The organism is Niastella sp. sgz303648 (assembly GCF_059587045.1).
On sequence record NZ_JCAPSW010000012.1, the window covers coordinates 145,908 to 162,141 of the forward strand.

Sequence of the window (16,234 nt, forward strand, 5' to 3'; positions counted from 1 at the left end):
TCAGACTTCCGACATCAGACTTCGGCACCTTACATGTTTGATACGCTTCCCGACAAGTCGGGACAGGCTCTTACAATATTTTTCCCGGTCGATACTCCTGCTCCCATTTATCCATCTGCTGCAATAACTGGTAGCACGAAACGATGTCCTGCGCAAAATATGTCTGCCTGTACGATAAGTCACCGCCTTTGCCCTGCGTCAGCAGCCAGGCGTTATTAACCAGTTGCTCCTGGTTGTACTGCTCATCGCCAAGACTTGCATAATATTTCATTTGTTGCTTCAGATCTTTTTTAACCGAATCGGTTACTTTCTTTGCCAGCGCATAATCGCCCGATGCATAACATGCCTGTAAAAATTGTATAGAATAAATATTATGGATATTGCCCCGGTTACTCGTCATGCCATAGGGCATATTCGATTCGCTCACCTGATTATCGAAACGCTGTAAAACCCTGCGGGCTTCTTCTTTTTTACCGGCCTGTGCCAGACTTAAAGCTACCTGCGCATGGTTCAGCTTAATGAAATTCATGAGGAGCCGGTTCTCTTCATCAAAATAAACACCCTTTTTGTTTGCATTGCCGTAACCAAATTTTTGCATGATGTTTTTGTAGGCCACTTCATTGTCGACACCACTTGTGTTGGTGTTTTCAACCGGTACCAGGTGATAGCACATCCCTTCGAGCCGCGTATATTTTTCCAAACCCAGTTCGCGTAAAGAATTGGTACTGGTAAAACATATAGGCCGCTTCCATTGGTTGCCGGCAATAACGGCCAGTACCGCCAGATCATTTTTGAACAGATAATTTTTGTTGATATCAAGATGCAAAGCATCCACCATCTTTTCTCCGGGGTGCACGGTGCCATTGGCAGTAACAGCTTTAACATCTACCGGCACACTGAATTTTTGTACAGGAAACAGATGATAGGTGTCTCCATCTTCAGTTACGTTGGTAAAACGTGCATCATCGCTGCCAACTACATTCTTTAAAATATCATGCAGGTCGTAATATTTATTGGCATCATATCCGGGTAGCTTTGAATAATAAACCACGTTAAGTCTTTCACCGGCTACCTGTTCGGGCGTAAACACCACATTAAACGGATCGCTTTTGTTCACTTTATAACGCAGCTGATCAATATACCAATCGCTGCCGATTAAGTTGACTACAACAACCCGCACATCTTTACGAATACCTTCCACCTCCTGTGCATACCAAAGCGGATAACTGTCGTTGTCGCCGGTAGTAAATAAAATAGCATTGGGCGGACAGCTTTCGAGATAATTTTTTGCCAAATCAAGCGCCAACGTTTTCTGACTGCGGTCGTGATCATCCCATTCCTGCTGCGCCATCAAAACAGGCACAGCCAGTAAACAAATACTGATTGCCATACCGGCGGCAACAGGCGATTTCACTGCTTTTTCGAGCATTTGTTTTACCCAAAGCACGCCCAGTCCTATCCAAATGGCAAACGCATAAAACGAACCAACAAACGCATAGTCGCGCTCACGCGGCTGATAACCTGCCTGATTCAGAAAAAGAACAACCGCCAAACCGGTAAAGAAGAACAACAATCCGTTTACCGCAAAATCTTTCCGGTTGCGTTTAAACTGAAATAGCATGCCGGCCAGACCTAATAACAGCGGCAGCATATATAAGCGGTTATACGATTTGTTGCTGACGCGGGTAGTGTCGGGCAGTTTTTGCTGATTGCCGTACATGGCATTATCAATAAATGAAATACCGCTGATGAAATTACTGTCGCGCGGATTACCGAGGCCCTGCAGATCGTTTTGTTTGCCGGCAAAGTTCCACATAAAGTAACGCATGTACATCCAGCCGGCCTGGTACTTCACAAAGTACTTTACGTTATCGGCCATAGTGGGCGTTTCATCCTGCTCAAGCCCTGCGAATTGCCGGTAACAATCTACAGCCTGGAACCGGTCGTTATCAGACTCCCACATGCGGGGAAACAGGTGCGACGATGGCGTGTTGCCCCAATCCTGTTTGTATTTTATTCCTGTTATTTCGTATTTGTTTTTTCCTTTTACATATTCATCGCCGTTTTTTACATAGGGAGCGCGGTCGGTAAAATCAGGACCATACATAATAGGCCAGTCGCCATATTTTTCACGGCTTAAATAACCTTCGAGATTCACAGGATTATCAACATTGTACATATCAACACCGGGATCGGCATTGGACCGGATCATGGTAGTAAGATAGGTTGAATAACCCAGCAACATAAAGGCAGCACTCCATAAGCCCAGCTTCACGTAATATAATTTTCTTTTGGCTGCCTGCCGTATGCCCCATGTTATGCCGGCAGCTATTAACAAAAAGAAAAAAGCGAAGCCCACATAAAACGGAGCGCCCAGCTGGTTTACAAAATAAATATCGAACAGGCCGGCTCCCTTAATGGTGTATTGAATAATAAATTTCTGAACAAAACCGGTAATGGCGCAACCGATCAAAAACGCAATAATGGTATTCCGTTTGGTTACTTTATACCGTTTAAAGTAATACACCATAATAATGGCGGGAATGGTAAGCAGGTTTAAGAGGTGAACACCAATGGAAAGGCCCATCATGTAAAAGATAAAGATCATCCATTTGTCGGCCCCGGGTTTATTAGCCTGTTGCTCCCATTTTAAAATTGCCCAAAACACCAATGCAGTAAAAAAAGATGATAAGGCATACACTTCGCCTTCCACTGCACTGAACCAGAATGAATCTGAAAAAGTATAGGCCAGTGCGCCTACTGCACCGGCGCCGATTATCGTAAATACCAACTGGTTACTGAGCGGTTCTTCATTATTTTGAACCAGTTTGCGGGCAAAATGGGTAATTGTCCAGAATAAAAACAATATCGTAAGGCCGCTTACTATAGCGCTCATGCTGTTTACGGCACGGGCGGCTGTATGCGGATCATCACCAAAAAGAATAATGAAAAAACGCGCAATCAAAATAAACAAGGGTGCGCCGGGCGGATGCGGAATGCCCATGGTGTAGGCAGAGGAAATAAATTCACCACAATCCCAAAGGCTCGCTGTAGGTTCCATGGTGAGCAGGTATACCGTGCAGGCTATTAAACAAACTATCCAGCCTGCAATGGTATTTACTTTGTTGAAGTTCATTTGCAAGGTTTTAAAGTTGAGCATATAATAAAAAGCTACATAATCATATACAGCTATGCCTTCCGCCTGTGATAAGCGGTTTATACTTTAAATCCCTACGCTGGTTTTGTTAGATCGTTTTAAACTTTGGAAAAGCCAATACTTCTAAAGGTTAAACGAGTCTTAAAATTCGACTATATTTTGCAGGAAACACTTTTAAAAGCCTGGCAGAAATCTTATAAAAACGTTAATAATCGAAATAGATCATGTGTTGTTGGTTGAATCATTGCACCTGCTGCCGGTTTACCAGGCAGCAGGCAGTGGCCGTTCGCGGTTTGCAGTTTAAACCTGTAAACAAATCAACTTGTAAACTTATCAACTTACACCTTAACAAATGATGGCATAAATTTTTCAGCAACCAGTAAATACATTGTACCAACATGAAACCTGCATTACGTTTTTCGATGGTGATTGCTGTGCTGTTAGCATCCGGTATGCTTACCGGTGCACAGGCCCAGAAATTATTCTTTGTGTTTGCACACGGAGTATATGCAAGCCCGGTTCAAAGCGATTTTAAAAACAATTATTCATATGGTCTTGGCGCCGAAGGCGGTGTAGGACTGGGAACAGGCAAAACTTTTTTTACCGGTACTGTTGGATATACTTTTTTCAATGCGAGGCCCGAAGCAACCGGTAACCTCACCTATGTGCCTATGAAATTAGGCGTACGTCATTATTTTTTACCCGGTAATTTATTGTTTATAAATGCCGATGCAGGTGTTGCCAATATAAAAGTAAAAGGCGGCAGTGCTTACTCACGCCTTACAGGCGATGTGGGCGCAGGCGCCAAATTAGGTCCTTTTGATGTAGGCGTTGCCTACGCCGGATTTACCGGCGACGATCATGCGTCGTGGTTAGAGTTTAAAGTGGGGTGGAAGTTTGGGCTTTGAAGCCAGTCAGAAAGACCGGAAGTCCGAAAGAAGCACTCTAAATTTAGAATCTTCTTTCGAACATTTCTGACCTTCCGACTTTAAAAGGCACGGCTTTTTTCTTTCGGACTTTCGAACTTTCCGACTTCCGGACTTACTTACAAACACCCCTTTATCTCCTCAATCGTATCAATAAATCTCTTTTCCTTCTGAATATTCTTTTGCCAGGCCAGATCGCGTTCCATTAAATCGATTTCTTTTTTGATGGTGGCGCCGGCTTTGCCTTCTTCGTTACCTAAAATAAATACGGTATCAGAAATAGCAACGCTTGTTACGATATCGTGCGATACAATGATGAGCGTTTTTAATTCATCCGACAGCGATACCTGCAACAACAACTCCACTGCTTTGTCGAGCATACAGACGTCGAGCCCACTGAAGGGTTCATCGAGTAAAATAAAATCCGATCCTTTCAGCAACTGCTGCATAATGCTCACACGCTGGCGCTGACCGCCCGACAACTGCTGCGGGTACAAACTCAAATGACCGGTGAGGCTAAACTGTTCGGCATATTGGTCAATAGCCTGCTTTTCCTGACCTGCCAATGATTTATTCTTTCGTGCAGCCAGCAGCAATGACTGATACACGGTTCGCCATTCGAATAAATAATAGTTTTGAAATATCACACCCATATCGCCGGCCTCTACAGGCTTGTTGTTATGAATAGTAACCTGGCCCGATGTTGGCTTTTGCAGGCCCGACAAAATTTTAAACAACTGCGTTTTGCCAATACCGCTTCGGCCGATGAGTGTAACCACCTGTCCCTGGCTAAAACCGGGACGGATAATATTCCTGATACAAAAATTGATATCACGAAGAATGGGCCTGTCGTACGAAAGTTGTACGTCCTTCACCTGTAATATAACTTCTGCTTTGGTATGATTTGTCATGATGCCTGTGCTGTTTTTAATTTACTATAAGGAAATAACCAATGCCGTAATGCACCAAGTAAATAGTCGAAGCATAACCCGATTACAAATATCACCAGCTGCAATGCCAGTACATTGGTCAAATCGTTGTATTTATTGTATTTGATAAGCAGGGTACCAATACCGCCTTCGCTCATGCTCAACCCTTCGACCATAGTGATCATCAGCCACGATATAGCAAAGTTCTGACGCAGTATCTCAAACACATGGTCGGCCTTGCCGATGACAATCACTTCGTACAGCGTTTGCCAGTTGTTATACCCTAATGTTTTGCATAAATCATATTCCTGCGGATTGATGCTTACAATTACCGACAAAAACGAGGTTACAAAAAAGGGCACAATGCCAAATACCAGCAACGATAACTTTAACTGGCTTCCGTCTTTGGTAAGCAGCGTGAAAATAAATATCAAACCTGTTAAAGTAAGATACCGGCATTTTACAAGGAACAGAGCCAGACTTTTAAAAAACGGTATTACCGATAAATAAGCAAACACCAGGGTTATCAAAATAGAAAACACCATGGCCTTTAAAGTTAGCAGCAGACTTACCAGCACATTATCGAGCAGCAGTTTGGTGCCAAGCAAATGCACAAATGCCTCAGCTACCTTACCGGGTTTGGGAATGAGGCCCTGCGACAACGTTTGCCACAACAGTAATGTAACCACCGCCTGTATGGCAACCATTATCAAAAATGTTTGCCGGTTGATGCGGGCAAACGGCTGAATAATTTTTTTCATAAATTTTCTTTTAGTTGGTGGGGCAGTATGCGATCGTTGCCAAAGGCAACAGAATAAGGCTTCGATGCTTCAAGCCTCGAAGAGCTTTAGTTTCTTTAGTTGGTTTGTAGCCGTGCCACGGTTTGGAACCAAGGCACGGCATTTAACCTTTTAAAAAGGCCGGCAACTTCAATTACTCTCCGTTGCCAGCCTTTGTTGATTGGGATAAGGGCCAGGTTTATAGGTTAACAAGGGCCGTACTTACTACTTACGACTTATTACTTAATACTTGCTACTCACCCAACACAATTTCAACACGGCGGTTTTTGCTTCTGCCGGTTTCGGTGCTGTTATCGGCGATGGGTTTTTCAGAACCAAAGCCTTTGGCTTCGATCTGATTTTGTTTCAATCCTTTTTTGAGCAGGTAAGCACGTACTGCTTCGGCCCTGTGCTGCGACAGCGGAATGTTTATTTCGTCGCTGCCCTGGTTATCGGTGTGTCCGTACACGCCTAATTTTAAACCTTCAGCCACCACGGCCGATTCAAAAATTTCGTCAAGCGTTTTATAAGAAGAAGGTTTGATATTGGCAGAGCCGGTTTCAAACTGAATCTGGTACGACTTCGACGAAACGGCCGATGTAATCTGCTCGGCATATTTTGTTTCAATGGCCTTACCCTGTAACAATTCGGGGTGATTCGAAATCACACTGAACAAAAATGATTTGTCAACCGCTTTTTCGTAAGGCATAAAGGCAGGCATAATGGCCGGATACATTTTCACCATCAGGTTACCAAAGGTGTTGTACACTGCTTTATAACGGTCTACCTTATCCTCTCCCAGTCCATAGGTATTGGCCATATCGCTCAGGTTAAATACGGCCGAACCACCTAAGTTCACCTTCAAACCCTGAATATCTTTTTCTTCAACACCATTATAATACTTCAGCCAGTAGGCGGCATTTTGTTCCTGGTATACTTTAGTGCTTACATCAGCAGCAAATTCTTTTGCTTCGGTAAACGAGCGTACCTGGTCGCCGGCCTGTGCCAGGGCAATGATCATGCTTTCGATATCGGTTCTGTGATCATAAGCCCATTTTTTAATGGCAATGGTTTGGTTACTCATTTGCGATGCATATTGCCTTGTGTTGGCGATGGTTACCAGACCACCTTTTTTGGTAGCCACGTTCACGTCGCCGGGCGTCCATGTGGCAACTGCATCTACACCAACGGTTGTATCGGTGCCGGTTGTTTTACCGTTTTTGATCAGCTTCCTTTTTTCGGTATAACCGCTGATGTATTTATTAGGTGCATCAAGGAAGTCGTTGGCGGCAATTAAGTTAATCGCATTGCCATCGTAAGTTGTTTCATCGGGGTTTACTTTAAGACCGTTGTCGCCGGCCCATTTCAACAATATATTTACGTCGCCATCGCGCAATACACCGGCCACGCATTTACCAATTGCATTATGCGGGTCCTGCTTCCACGATAATGGTCCCATGATCTGGTCTTCACCATATGATTTACCGTGGGTAACCGGTATAATAATGGGCTGGTATTCGGGGCCCAAAGGTTCAAGCTCTTTGGCGAGCGAGGTCATAAAGGCCGGCATACCGTCGCCCATAAAAGTGATCAGCACACCGGGCGCATTGGGATTGGTTTTATAATCGTTCGCAAATTTTACCAGGTCGGCCATTTGTTTGTTACAGTCGTCCTGACGAACATAGTTAACGTCGAGGTGCGCTTTATCGAACAACGAGCCTTTGGTAGTTCGTACGCCACCGTTAGCATACATGCCACTGAACTGCGCGTTCCAGGCCATACGTTCCCAGGTAATTTGGGTACCGCCATTTACAGCCTGTTCGTCGCCGGGCACAGGCAGTTTAACTGCATTGCCCTGTAACGATGCTTCGGGCGCATCGGGTAACGATACTTTACCTACTTCAATGGAGCCACTTACTTCTTTCGGACGGTTCTGATACCATCTCACGGCTAAAATACCTACAGCTACTACTGTAGTAATGATCAATACTTTTCCGGCGGGTTTTAGTTTGAATGCCATAGTTGTATATTTTTTATAGTTGTTAATGTTTTTTCTGCCTGTTGATTTTCATCAGGCAGTAGGCAATGGGCAGTTTGGAAGCCAATTGCTCACTGTTTATTTTTTGCTTTTTGAAATTTGTTTTGGTTTTTAAAGAACATGGATTGGGCCTTCGGCTGCATCGCTCCGGTTGCACACCGCTTGCGACGCTCCGTTCAGCAAAATCAAGTCTATTGATCTATTGGAAATCCTATTCTATTCGATATCTGACTTCCGACTTCAGACTTCTGACTTCGGGTTTTAGACTTCGGGCTTTAATCAAGCAAGCCTCTGTAACGATCAGGAGTAGAAATCCCTTTCAGCTTTCCGCTATCCTGGTTTTTATCCAGCGCGTTCTGCGTATAATTAAAATCATTGCTCATATTAAACTGATTGATCAGTTCAATGGCCTGAGCCGATTTGGCTTTATCTTCCAGCACTTTATCATCCATAAAGCGCGAGGTTACATCGATGGCCGATTTAATGTGACCGATCTTTTCACCAATTTGTACTTTCAGTATGGCCAGCGCTTTTTCGGCATCCTGGTTCAGTTCGTCGTCGCCCTTGAACGCTTTCATGGCGCTGGTTACGGCACTCAAACCGGTGGTCACCGAGTAGTACAGGTCTTTCTTTGCTTCCAGATCAAGCTTTGCATCTTCGAGCATGATGCCGCTTTCTTCATAAGCTGCATCGGTAAACTTTATCAGCTTGTTAAGGTCGCCCACTATAGGCGTAACATTATCGATGTATTCGCGACAGCGCAATACATTGTTTGCATACAGATCAATCTGCCGGTTGTTGTTGCTGCCCTGTTCGGTTTGCAGAATTTTTACTTTCTGTATATTCAGCTGCAGCTCTTTTTCTTTATCGGTCAGCTTATCTACCAGTTCGCTTTGCTTACCTTTTAATTTGGCTGCCTGCTGATACAAGGTATTTCTGTCTTTATAACCTTGCTCAATTTTGGCCTGCAGTATATTGAACGGGTTCAGTTCAATGGCAATGCCAATGGTATAATTGGCTATAAATTCAGAGAAGTATTTTAAGGCCCTCCAGAATTTTTTATTGGTAACGATCATCAGCATAAAGCCAAGGATCACGCCGCCAATTACAAGGTTTATCAGGTTCCAGGTTACAGTTATGAGCCAGGGTAACACATAGGTTACAAAACCATAAGCCAGTCCGGCAAATAATGATATGCCTATAATTGCTGTGGCTAAGTTCTTTGGCTCAGAGAACCAGCCGGGCGTTTTTGATTTTTGAATCGGATTTATCATTGTTATATATTTTAAAAATTGGTTTTGGTTATTTGGTTCCTGTTATTTGATCCTTTCTATTGTATATATCTTTTTATTTTTTCAATATCAAAGGCAATGCGGCTTTTAAATGCTTCGCTTTCGTATTTATAGCCACCGGTACTGGCTTCAATTTTCTCTTCATTCTCCTTTATTTCGCTCTGCAGCGTAATCAGTTCGTTTTGCAGGTTGCTTATTTCCTGCGTTAACTGCTGAATACGATTTTCCTTTTCTTCCATCGTTCGCTTTTTCTCGTGCACTTTTTCCTTCAGCGCGGTATCTACCGAACTAAGAAAGTTCGCCGCATCAGTTTCGAGCAACTGCAGGTACTGGGCAGCGGTTGATAGCAGTTTTTGTTTATCAAGCCCCTGCACACTTAAGCCGGCAAACGCGGTAGTGTACCGAACCTGTTCATCAGGCACCGCTTTCATTACATCAATCATTTTACTGAACTCGTAATAATCAGGTCCCGGAATGTTCGCCTCGCTGAACAGCTTATCGAAATAGGCTGCAAACTTGCTGTTGCCTGCCGGTGTATAATTGTTAACAGGTGTATAACTGTTAACCGTAGCCGGTGATGACGGCATCATAATCTGATCTGTTTGCTTCGGCACCTTCCCGGCTACAGAACCCGGCTTTTCGCTAACCGTTTTTTTATCATCGGTTACGTCAACGAAAGCCGACAAAATTTTTTTTCCTAAGTTGGCCATAGTTGTTTTTTTAAGTGTTAGGCCTCCCCCTTACCCCCTCCGGTGGAGGGGGAAACAATGGAGGCAAAATATTGCTCAATTACAATGATCAATGAAATAAAAGGTCAGGTACGTTCGCGCACAGAACGGCCACCCACAACAGTTTGCACTGTTATGCCATTTGCTTTTGCTGCCTTATTATATTGCTGAATAAATCAGAAGGGCAGAGTGTCAGTAAGCACACGGGTACCGGTCATAGGAGGATTGAAATGCTCCGGCATCGTCTGCGGCAAACCTTGCACCACCGCTGAAGCTTTAGGCAACACGCGGTTTTCGGGCGAAGGCTGCCTTGATTCTATAGCTGCGCGTATAACTGACCGTTGTTGTTCATCTTGCATTGAGTTGTACATCATCTGTCGTAACGTGGCCAAAATTATTACAGCTATCAGGGGGCCAATCCAAATTTTTAATTTCATCGTATGTTGGTTAAAGGCATGGGAAATGCAGGTCACAGCAAATACCTGCGCTTGTGACTGAGTACATTGCACCCAGTTGAGTTGTTACGTGAGATTTAAAAATTTGAAACTGCCGGTGGTTTTACTCTTTGACGGAAACGGGCAAGTAAGAATTCTAAGAAGTGATTCATTTTAGTTGGAGAATTATCTCCTGTTTGTTTGATATAACAAAGATATACTGGTGTTAACATTTCCTTTAGAAAATCAGGTCTGAACGGTATTTTTCATTTCACAACCGGTAAAGTATGTATGATGGGTGGTAAAATAGGAGGCTAAGTGTAAAAATAGCCGGTTGAACGGTTGTTAGTATTTTGGTAAGTGGGTAATTATCAAATAGCTATGATTTCAGCATTTTTACATACACCGCATTCGTCCAGCCAAAACCATCCTGGTTGGGATATTTGCCGCCTCCTGCTTTCACATCAACATCCATCACATTGTACTTCTCCATCATTTTACCGGTTTCGTGGTATACCTTTTCACAGGTTTTCAGCCAGCGGTCTTTTACTTTAACAGCCAGTTCGGTAAAACCATATTGCTGCAATCCTTTATAAGCAAGCCAATGCAAAGGCGCCCAGCCATTGGGCGCATCCCATTGCTGACCGGTGCGTACTAACGTTGTTATAAAACCGCCTTCGCATAAAAATTTCTCTTCCAGCACTGTTGCTATTTGCTTCGCCTGTTCGGGAGAGGCTACTTTAAAAAACAAAGGGTATAAGGCAGCCAGACTATATTTACCGGTTTGCTGTTGTTGCACGTGATGGTAATCGAAGTAAAATCCCTTTTGCGCAAGCGCGGAATCATTCCAGCAATATTTTTGTATGGCTTCAAATCGCTTATGAATAGCCGCCTGCATGATCGTTGCTTTTTCAGCATCGTGCTGCATATTATATATTTTCAACAGGGTTTCTTCGAGGTGCAGCAACAGGCAGTTGAGATCAACCGGAATAATATCAGTGGTTTCAACAGTTTCCATTTGCGTTCCGTCGCGAAACCACCGGCTCGAAAAATCCCAGCCCGATTCGCACGCTGCCCTCAAATGCCGGTGCACTTCGTTCTGCGGCCGGCCCGAGCGGTTAGCCAGTTTTGTTTCTTCATAATAAGCTTCGGGGCGTACGGTGTTCTTATCGTCCCAGTAACGATTCATCACGTAATCACCGGGCAGCAATACCACACGCCGGTAAACCGGTTGCGATGCATTGAGCGCCGTGGCTCCATCCATCCAGAATGCATATTCTGTTTCAAGAGCAGGCAAATAGTGCAGTAATATTTCCTCTCCTTTTTCTTCGGCCAGCAATTCAGTCATCAATGAAAAGAAGGGCGGTTGCGAGCGCGACAAAAAATAGGTTCTGCTACCATTGGGAATATGCCCGATGGTGGTGGCGAGCCAGGCAAAATTGTCGGCCATGCTTTGAACAAGATCAACATGGCCCGATGCCTGCAAACCCAGCATGGTAAAATAACTGTCCCAGTAAAAAATTTCCCTGAAGCGACCACCGGGAACAATGTAGGGATACGGTAATGAAATCAGCGTTCCGGTATTGCTTTGCACAACCGGTGTTCGTTTTAATGCCGTCCACAGATCTTCTATATGTTGCAACAGCGACTTATTGGCCGACAAATAACCGGCAGGCAATTCGGGTGGCAATATAAAATGCGTATTGATAAACAGGTTTAAATCGAAACCCGGCTGCGTGCGCAGTTTTTCATATTCAGCTACAATGGTTGCAGCATCTGTACGGGGTGTACAGTCCACAAAATATTTTGAATCAGGAAATATTTTTCGGGTTTGAACTTCTTCGAGTAAACCGTTTAAACTTTCAACATAAAAAAAATTACCGGCCGCCATGGTCAATAACAAATTGATTTCTACGATGGTAAATACAATTTGCAAGCCAGCACTTTTCGCTTTGCAAGCCAGCACTTTTAGCTGCAATCCGGGACTTCGACTACGCTCAGTCCCAACGGCTCATGTCCTTCGACTACGCTCAGGACTTCCATTTAAATTAAAGAATAACCGCAGCAACACCCGGCACGCATCCTTCGGGTTTGCTCAGGATAAAACGGCACCGGCCATTGCTGCGGCGTTTTTATGATGCGAATTACTTGCTTTGTAACAGGGTCAACAGTTTTCTGTCGAGCTGATTGCCATACCAGTTTTCGTATTGCACATCGGCGCGGTTTGAGTTCAGAATACCAAAGTCGCCATTGAACTCCCACAACGAAAAGCCGATACCGTTTGTACTGAGTATATCCAGCACATCGCCAAACCAGGCCAGGAACACCTCATGGGGCGTCATTTTCCAGCAGCCGCATTCACCGCAATGAACACCAACGCCCTGCCTTGCCAGATCGATCCATGGCTTGTAATATTCTTCGAGCAGGGTACGGCTGAAATATTGTCCGCCTACAGTACCCGGCCACAATGGTGTTGGCTGGTAAGCAGGGTCGGGATAAACCCACGGCGCTTTATAGTGTGAAATTTCAAATGGTGTATATCCACGGCAGCTTTGTGCAATCTTCAAATCGGCCAGTTCAGGAACAGCAGTGGCTCCGCCATTGTTGCCATCGGCAATAATAATATAAGCGGCATTTTCTTTACGAATAACATCTCTGGCAGCCTGCGCAATGGTGCGATACGTAGTTCCCGGAACAGCGCTGGTTGGAGAAGATGGGTCATTTACATTCGCTCTGAAGCAGGGTTCATTCAGCAGATCGAAACTGATTTTGCTTGTAGAAACGTTTTTAAACCGTTTTGCCCAAAAACTCCAGTGATAGTAAAACGCATCCTGGGCGGCTTTATCTGTCCACAAATTAAATGGCTCGTTATAACCTGTGCTTACACAGTAACCGGGAGCGCGGTGCAAATTCAAACTTACATGCAGGTTGTATTTTTGTGCGAGGTAAATGGTTCGTTCTATTTTGTTCACGCCGGCTTCATTGATGCTGTATACATTATCTACCGTAATGTTTTTCTCGTACTGAGGAATATTGATGTAGGTTGGATACGCTACCGGAATGCGAACAAAGTCAAAGCCCCAATCGGCCATCCACTTGAAGTATTCTTCAGGGGTAGGACCCTGCCAATACCACGGATCGGGTTGAAAAAATTCGTTCAGGTTGAAACCTTTCCATTTGGGAAGCTTGCCGAGGTTTTTAATAGTGTTTGCGGCGGCTACGGTACTTGTGGTGGCATCCGTTACATCTAAACCGGGTAGAACTTTATTGCATCCTACCATTGCGCCGGCTGCAGCCAAACCTACATTGCGCAGGAATGACCGGCGATTCAGGCCTTTACTCATTTTCATCTCTCCAAGGTGTTTTTAATAGGTTTTGAGAAAAATTTTACGCTACTTGAGAAAAACTTCTACACTGCATGAAGCGTTCCAAATACGCCAAACTAACGTTAATAACCAATTAAAAATATCACCGTTGCCAACAAGTCAGAAGTATAACTGCAACAAACACACTATTTTTTTCCTGCAATGAAAAATTGCAGGTAACACTCACGGTACCCCTGATTATAAATAAAAAAACCACCCGAAGGTGGTTTTCTCTTTTGCTTGTAACCTTAGAGAATGATAACCTTGTATGTTGAAAGCTTTTTATTATTTTTTCTAAAAAATGTTAGAAAATAAACGCCGGGTGTCATTGAGACAGTCCGCATAAGGTATTCCGTTTGTCCGTATCGGGTAATATGCACGGCTTTTTCGGTAAACATTTGGCCGGCCAAATTTCTCAATTCTATTTTGTAAGAGTTATCACTTACATCATAAAACTGTATACGAATCTGGTTAGTGACCAAACTGGGCGCTACCACTATTTTCGACATCAGTTTTTCGGTCACTGAAAACGTAAGCACGTTTGAATAAATGTAGGAGCCGCTTTTATCAACCATTTTCAACCGGTAATAATTGATGCCGGCCGCTGCCTGTTTATCTGACCAGGTGTAATCGGGATGATTGTCGCCCTCCCACGGAAATACAATGGCAATCGTTTCAAAATGTACCCCGTCGCGGCTTTTTTCAACTTCGTAATGGTTCAGATCACTTTCGGTGCCTGTTTTCCAAACCAGGTCAATGTCTTTATTTATTTCCTGTCCTTTAAATTCCATCAGCCCCGAAAATGGCTGATTAACCTGGGCTGAAACGGGATGAATAGCTAATGCAAACAGAAAAATGCACAACTTGAGGGATTTCATGGTAGTGTTTAGGTTTAGGTAAAACAGGCGCTACAATGCAGCCAATACGTGAGCATGGATGCAATTGTTTGTTATGGTTTACATCAGTTTATTGGTAAATACAGGTCTGGAATCGGCAAAAAATTGAATTTAGCACGGGGTGGGATTTTGACGAATATTGGTTTGATATCCGGATTCGTAATACATATGTAAAGTTATAAGGAGTGTCGATGTTCTTTTACCCTTATTCATCCAAAGAATACCCGAAAAAGGTCAGGATACACTTACTTGTTAAGGTTATGAACACCTACGCTGCTTTAATTGACATTTATCAAATCAATAAACAACTTGTTTCAGCAATAAGAGGAATTGCTTATCATTAATGAATGTTTCTGCTCAAATAGGCAAATACAAAAGATATTCAGGATTCATCCCCCTGATACAGGTGTTGTTATAGTAATAAGGCCGTGCAGAGCATTTTATGTAGTGTAAACCTTATTCCGTTAATCAATAAACTTCAGAAATATGAAAAACTACTCAATACCATTAACAAAAATCGATAACGAAGAAGACTTTAGGCATCTTGCCATACAAACCGGAGCCCAAACCGAAGATGGGAACAGCACCATACAGTTTGCCGGTGAAATGGGTCGCGGGCAAATTAAAAAATGGCACCTCGATGCCGGATTGTATATGCGTGTATGGGATATGGTTTTATTAAAACCCATTGAGCTGGTTAAAGAAGCCATGCCGATGTTTGTTGCCAATAACGGCTTTAGTCTTATTTGCATTCTTACTCCTGAATCGGTTGACTATAAAAATATTAACCAGCATCAGCAATTCAACAAGGTGCGTGAAAGAAGTTATGCGCTGGTGCCCGATTCAATCAACGCTTCGCTGCAGTTAAGTGCGCAGATACCTGTACAGATCATCGACTTTAGCATATCATCTTACTGGCTGAAACAACAGCCGGGTTATGAAACCGTTTGTCAGTATTTTAATGAGGATTTGACCGAGTTGCCGGTGCTTATTGAACCGTGTTCGGGAAAGAACAGCCAGGCGGCGGTAAAACTATTCAACTGTATTGCCGAAAAAGGCAACGACATTTCCGACATGCTGCTGTTGTCGGTTTCCCTGATAAAAAACTTTCTGACCAGTGTGTCGCACCACGAAACCGATAAAACGTCGTGCTACATCGATCTGTATTACGATAAGGTAAAAGCCGCCGAATCAATTTTATTATCGCACCTGCAAACAACACTTCCCCGGGTTGGCTCTATTGCCCAGCAGGTTACACTCAGCGAATCGACGCTGAAACGCTATTTTAAATTAATATATGGCCGAAGCATTTACGAGTATTATCTGAACAGGAAAATGGAAATGGCCCGTACCCTGTTGCTGCAAAAACCGCTTACGGTAAATGAAACGGCAGAAATAATGGGGTATGAAAAGGTGAGCAATTTCATCGACATTTTTAAAAAGCATCATGGATATTCGCCGGGAAGCATGAAGAAGAAGCAGTTTGAACTAAAGGCATAAGGAAAAGGCACAAGACAAAAGTTACAGGGTGCAAGATGAAGGAAACAAGCTACAAGGCTCAGAACCGCAAACTACAAACCACAAACTACAAACAATAAACGGCTGTTCCCTAAGTCGGCGTTCAATAATAAAACCCTGTAAAGCTGTTTTGCTTTCAGGGTTTTTTATGCGGCGGTAGAAACAACAATAT

The 16,234-nt window shown here is 43.6% G+C and carries 12 protein-coding genes; 2 read left to right on the forward strand and 10 right to left on the reverse strand.

Annotated elements, in window-relative coordinates:
* Positions 1–70: 70 nt before the first annotated feature.
* Positions 71–3,136: a glycosyltransferase family 117 protein gene (locus tag AC59IL_RS28625; protein ID WP_496555657.1), complete on the reverse strand. Its 3,066-nt coding sequence runs from the start codon at positions 3,134–3,136 to the stop codon at positions 71–73.
* A 419-nt stretch (positions 3,137–3,555) separates the two neighbouring features.
* On the opposite strand from AC59IL_RS28625, the gene AC59IL_RS28630 reads away from it, so the two are divergent.
* A complete protein-coding gene (locus AC59IL_RS28630; protein WP_496555658.1) occupies positions 3,556–4,065 on the forward strand; it encodes a hypothetical protein in 510 nt (169 codons plus the stop codon).
* A gap of 137 nt (positions 4,066–4,202) precedes the next feature.
* Here the strand turns inward: AC59IL_RS28630 and AC59IL_RS28635 are convergent, their stop codons facing one another.
* The 9 genes from AC59IL_RS28635 to AC59IL_RS28675 form a co-directional block, all read right to left on the reverse strand.
* Positions 4,203–4,994, reverse strand: a complete 792-nt coding sequence (locus tag AC59IL_RS28635) for an ATP-binding cassette domain-containing protein (RefSeq protein WP_496555659.1) — start codon at positions 4,992–4,994, stop codon at positions 4,203–4,205.
* Positions 4,991–5,773 carry an ABC transporter permease gene (locus tag AC59IL_RS28640; RefSeq protein ID WP_496555660.1) on the reverse strand — a complete coding sequence of 261 codons (783 nt, stop codon included), beginning with the start codon at positions 5,771–5,773 and terminating at the stop codon, positions 4,991–4,993. The genes AC59IL_RS28635 and AC59IL_RS28640 overlap by 4 nt, the downstream gene beginning before the upstream one ends.
* 271 nt (positions 5,774–6,044) lie before the next feature.
* A complete protein-coding gene (locus AC59IL_RS28645; RefSeq protein ID WP_496555661.1) occupies positions 6,045–7,811 on the reverse strand; it encodes an OmpA family protein in 1,767 nt (588 codons plus the stop codon).
* 293 nt (positions 7,812–8,104) lie between these two features.
* Complete coding sequence (locus tag AC59IL_RS28650) at positions 8,105–9,103, reverse strand: hypothetical protein (protein ID WP_496555662.1); 999 nt, start codon at positions 9,101–9,103, stop codon at positions 8,105–8,107.
* A gap of 56 nt (positions 9,104–9,159) precedes the next feature.
* Positions 9,160–9,831: a hypothetical protein gene (locus AC59IL_RS28655; protein ID WP_496555663.1), complete on the reverse strand. Its 672-nt coding sequence runs from the start codon at positions 9,829–9,831 to the stop codon at positions 9,160–9,162.
* Positions 9,832–10,025: 194 nt separating this feature from the next.
* Entirely contained in the window at positions 10,026–10,286 is a 261-nt protein-coding gene (locus AC59IL_RS28660; protein ID WP_496555664.1) for a hypothetical protein, read from the reverse strand.
* Between the two features lie 376 nt (positions 10,287–10,662).
* Positions 10,663–12,219, reverse strand: coding sequence for an alpha,alpha-trehalase TreF (gene treF / locus AC59IL_RS28665; RefSeq protein ID WP_496555665.1), 1,557 nt, complete (start codon positions 12,217–12,219; stop codon positions 10,663–10,665).
* A gap of 208 nt (positions 12,220–12,427) precedes the next feature.
* Positions 12,428–13,633, reverse strand: coding sequence for a glycoside hydrolase family 5 protein (locus AC59IL_RS28670; protein WP_496555666.1), 1,206 nt, complete (start codon positions 13,631–13,633; stop codon positions 12,428–12,430).
* A gap of 263 nt (positions 13,634–13,896) precedes the next feature.
* Positions 13,897–14,526 carry a T9SS type A sorting domain-containing protein gene (locus AC59IL_RS28675; protein ID WP_496555667.1) on the reverse strand — a complete coding sequence of 210 codons (630 nt, stop codon included), beginning with the start codon at positions 14,524–14,526 and terminating at the stop codon, positions 13,897–13,899.
* A 504-nt stretch (positions 14,527–15,030) separates the two neighbouring features.
* Between AC59IL_RS28675 and AC59IL_RS28680 the strand changes: the two genes are divergently transcribed.
* Complete coding sequence (locus AC59IL_RS28680; protein WP_496555668.1) at positions 15,031–16,044, forward strand: helix-turn-helix transcriptional regulator; 1,014 nt, start codon at positions 15,031–15,033, stop codon at positions 16,042–16,044.
* The last annotated feature ends 190 nt before the right edge of the window (positions 16,045–16,234 follow it).

Coding starts and splice junctions, on each gene's coding strand:
- AC59IL_RS28625 (WP_496555657.1), bottom strand. CDS start 3,136: ATGAACTTCAACAAAGTAAATACCATTGCAGGCTGGATAGTTTGTTTA.
- AC59IL_RS28630 (WP_496555658.1), top strand. CDS start 3,556: ATGAAACCTGCATTACGTTTTTCGATGGTGATTGCTGTGCTGTTAGCA.
- AC59IL_RS28635 (WP_496555659.1), bottom strand. CDS start 4,994: ATGACAAATCATACCAAAGCAGAAGTTATATTACAGGTGAAGGACGTA.
- AC59IL_RS28640 (WP_496555660.1), bottom strand. CDS start 5,773: ATGAAAAAAATTATTCAGCCGTTTGCCCGCATCAACCGGCAAACATTT.
- AC59IL_RS28645 (WP_496555661.1), bottom strand. CDS start 7,811: ATGGCATTCAAACTAAAACCCGCCGGAAAAGTATTGATCATTACTACA.
- AC59IL_RS28650 (WP_496555662.1), bottom strand. CDS start 9,103: ATGATAAATCCGATTCAAAAATCAAAAACGCCCGGCTGGTTCTCTGAG.
- AC59IL_RS28655 (WP_496555663.1), bottom strand. CDS start 9,831: ATGGCCAACTTAGGAAAAAAAATTTTGTCGGCTTTCGTTGACGTAACC.
- AC59IL_RS28660 (WP_496555664.1), bottom strand. CDS start 10,286: ATGAAATTAAAAATTTGGATTGGCCCCCTGATAGCTGTAATAATTTTG.
- AC59IL_RS28670 (WP_496555666.1), bottom strand. CDS start 13,633: ATGAAAATGAGTAAAGGCCTGAATCGCCGGTCATTCCTGCGCAATGTA.
- AC59IL_RS28675 (WP_496555667.1), bottom strand. CDS start 14,526: ATGAAATCCCTCAAGTTGTGCATTTTTCTGTTTGCATTAGCTATTCAT.
- AC59IL_RS28680 (WP_496555668.1), top strand. CDS start 15,031: ATGAAAAACTACTCAATACCATTAACAAAAATCGATAACGAAGAAGAC.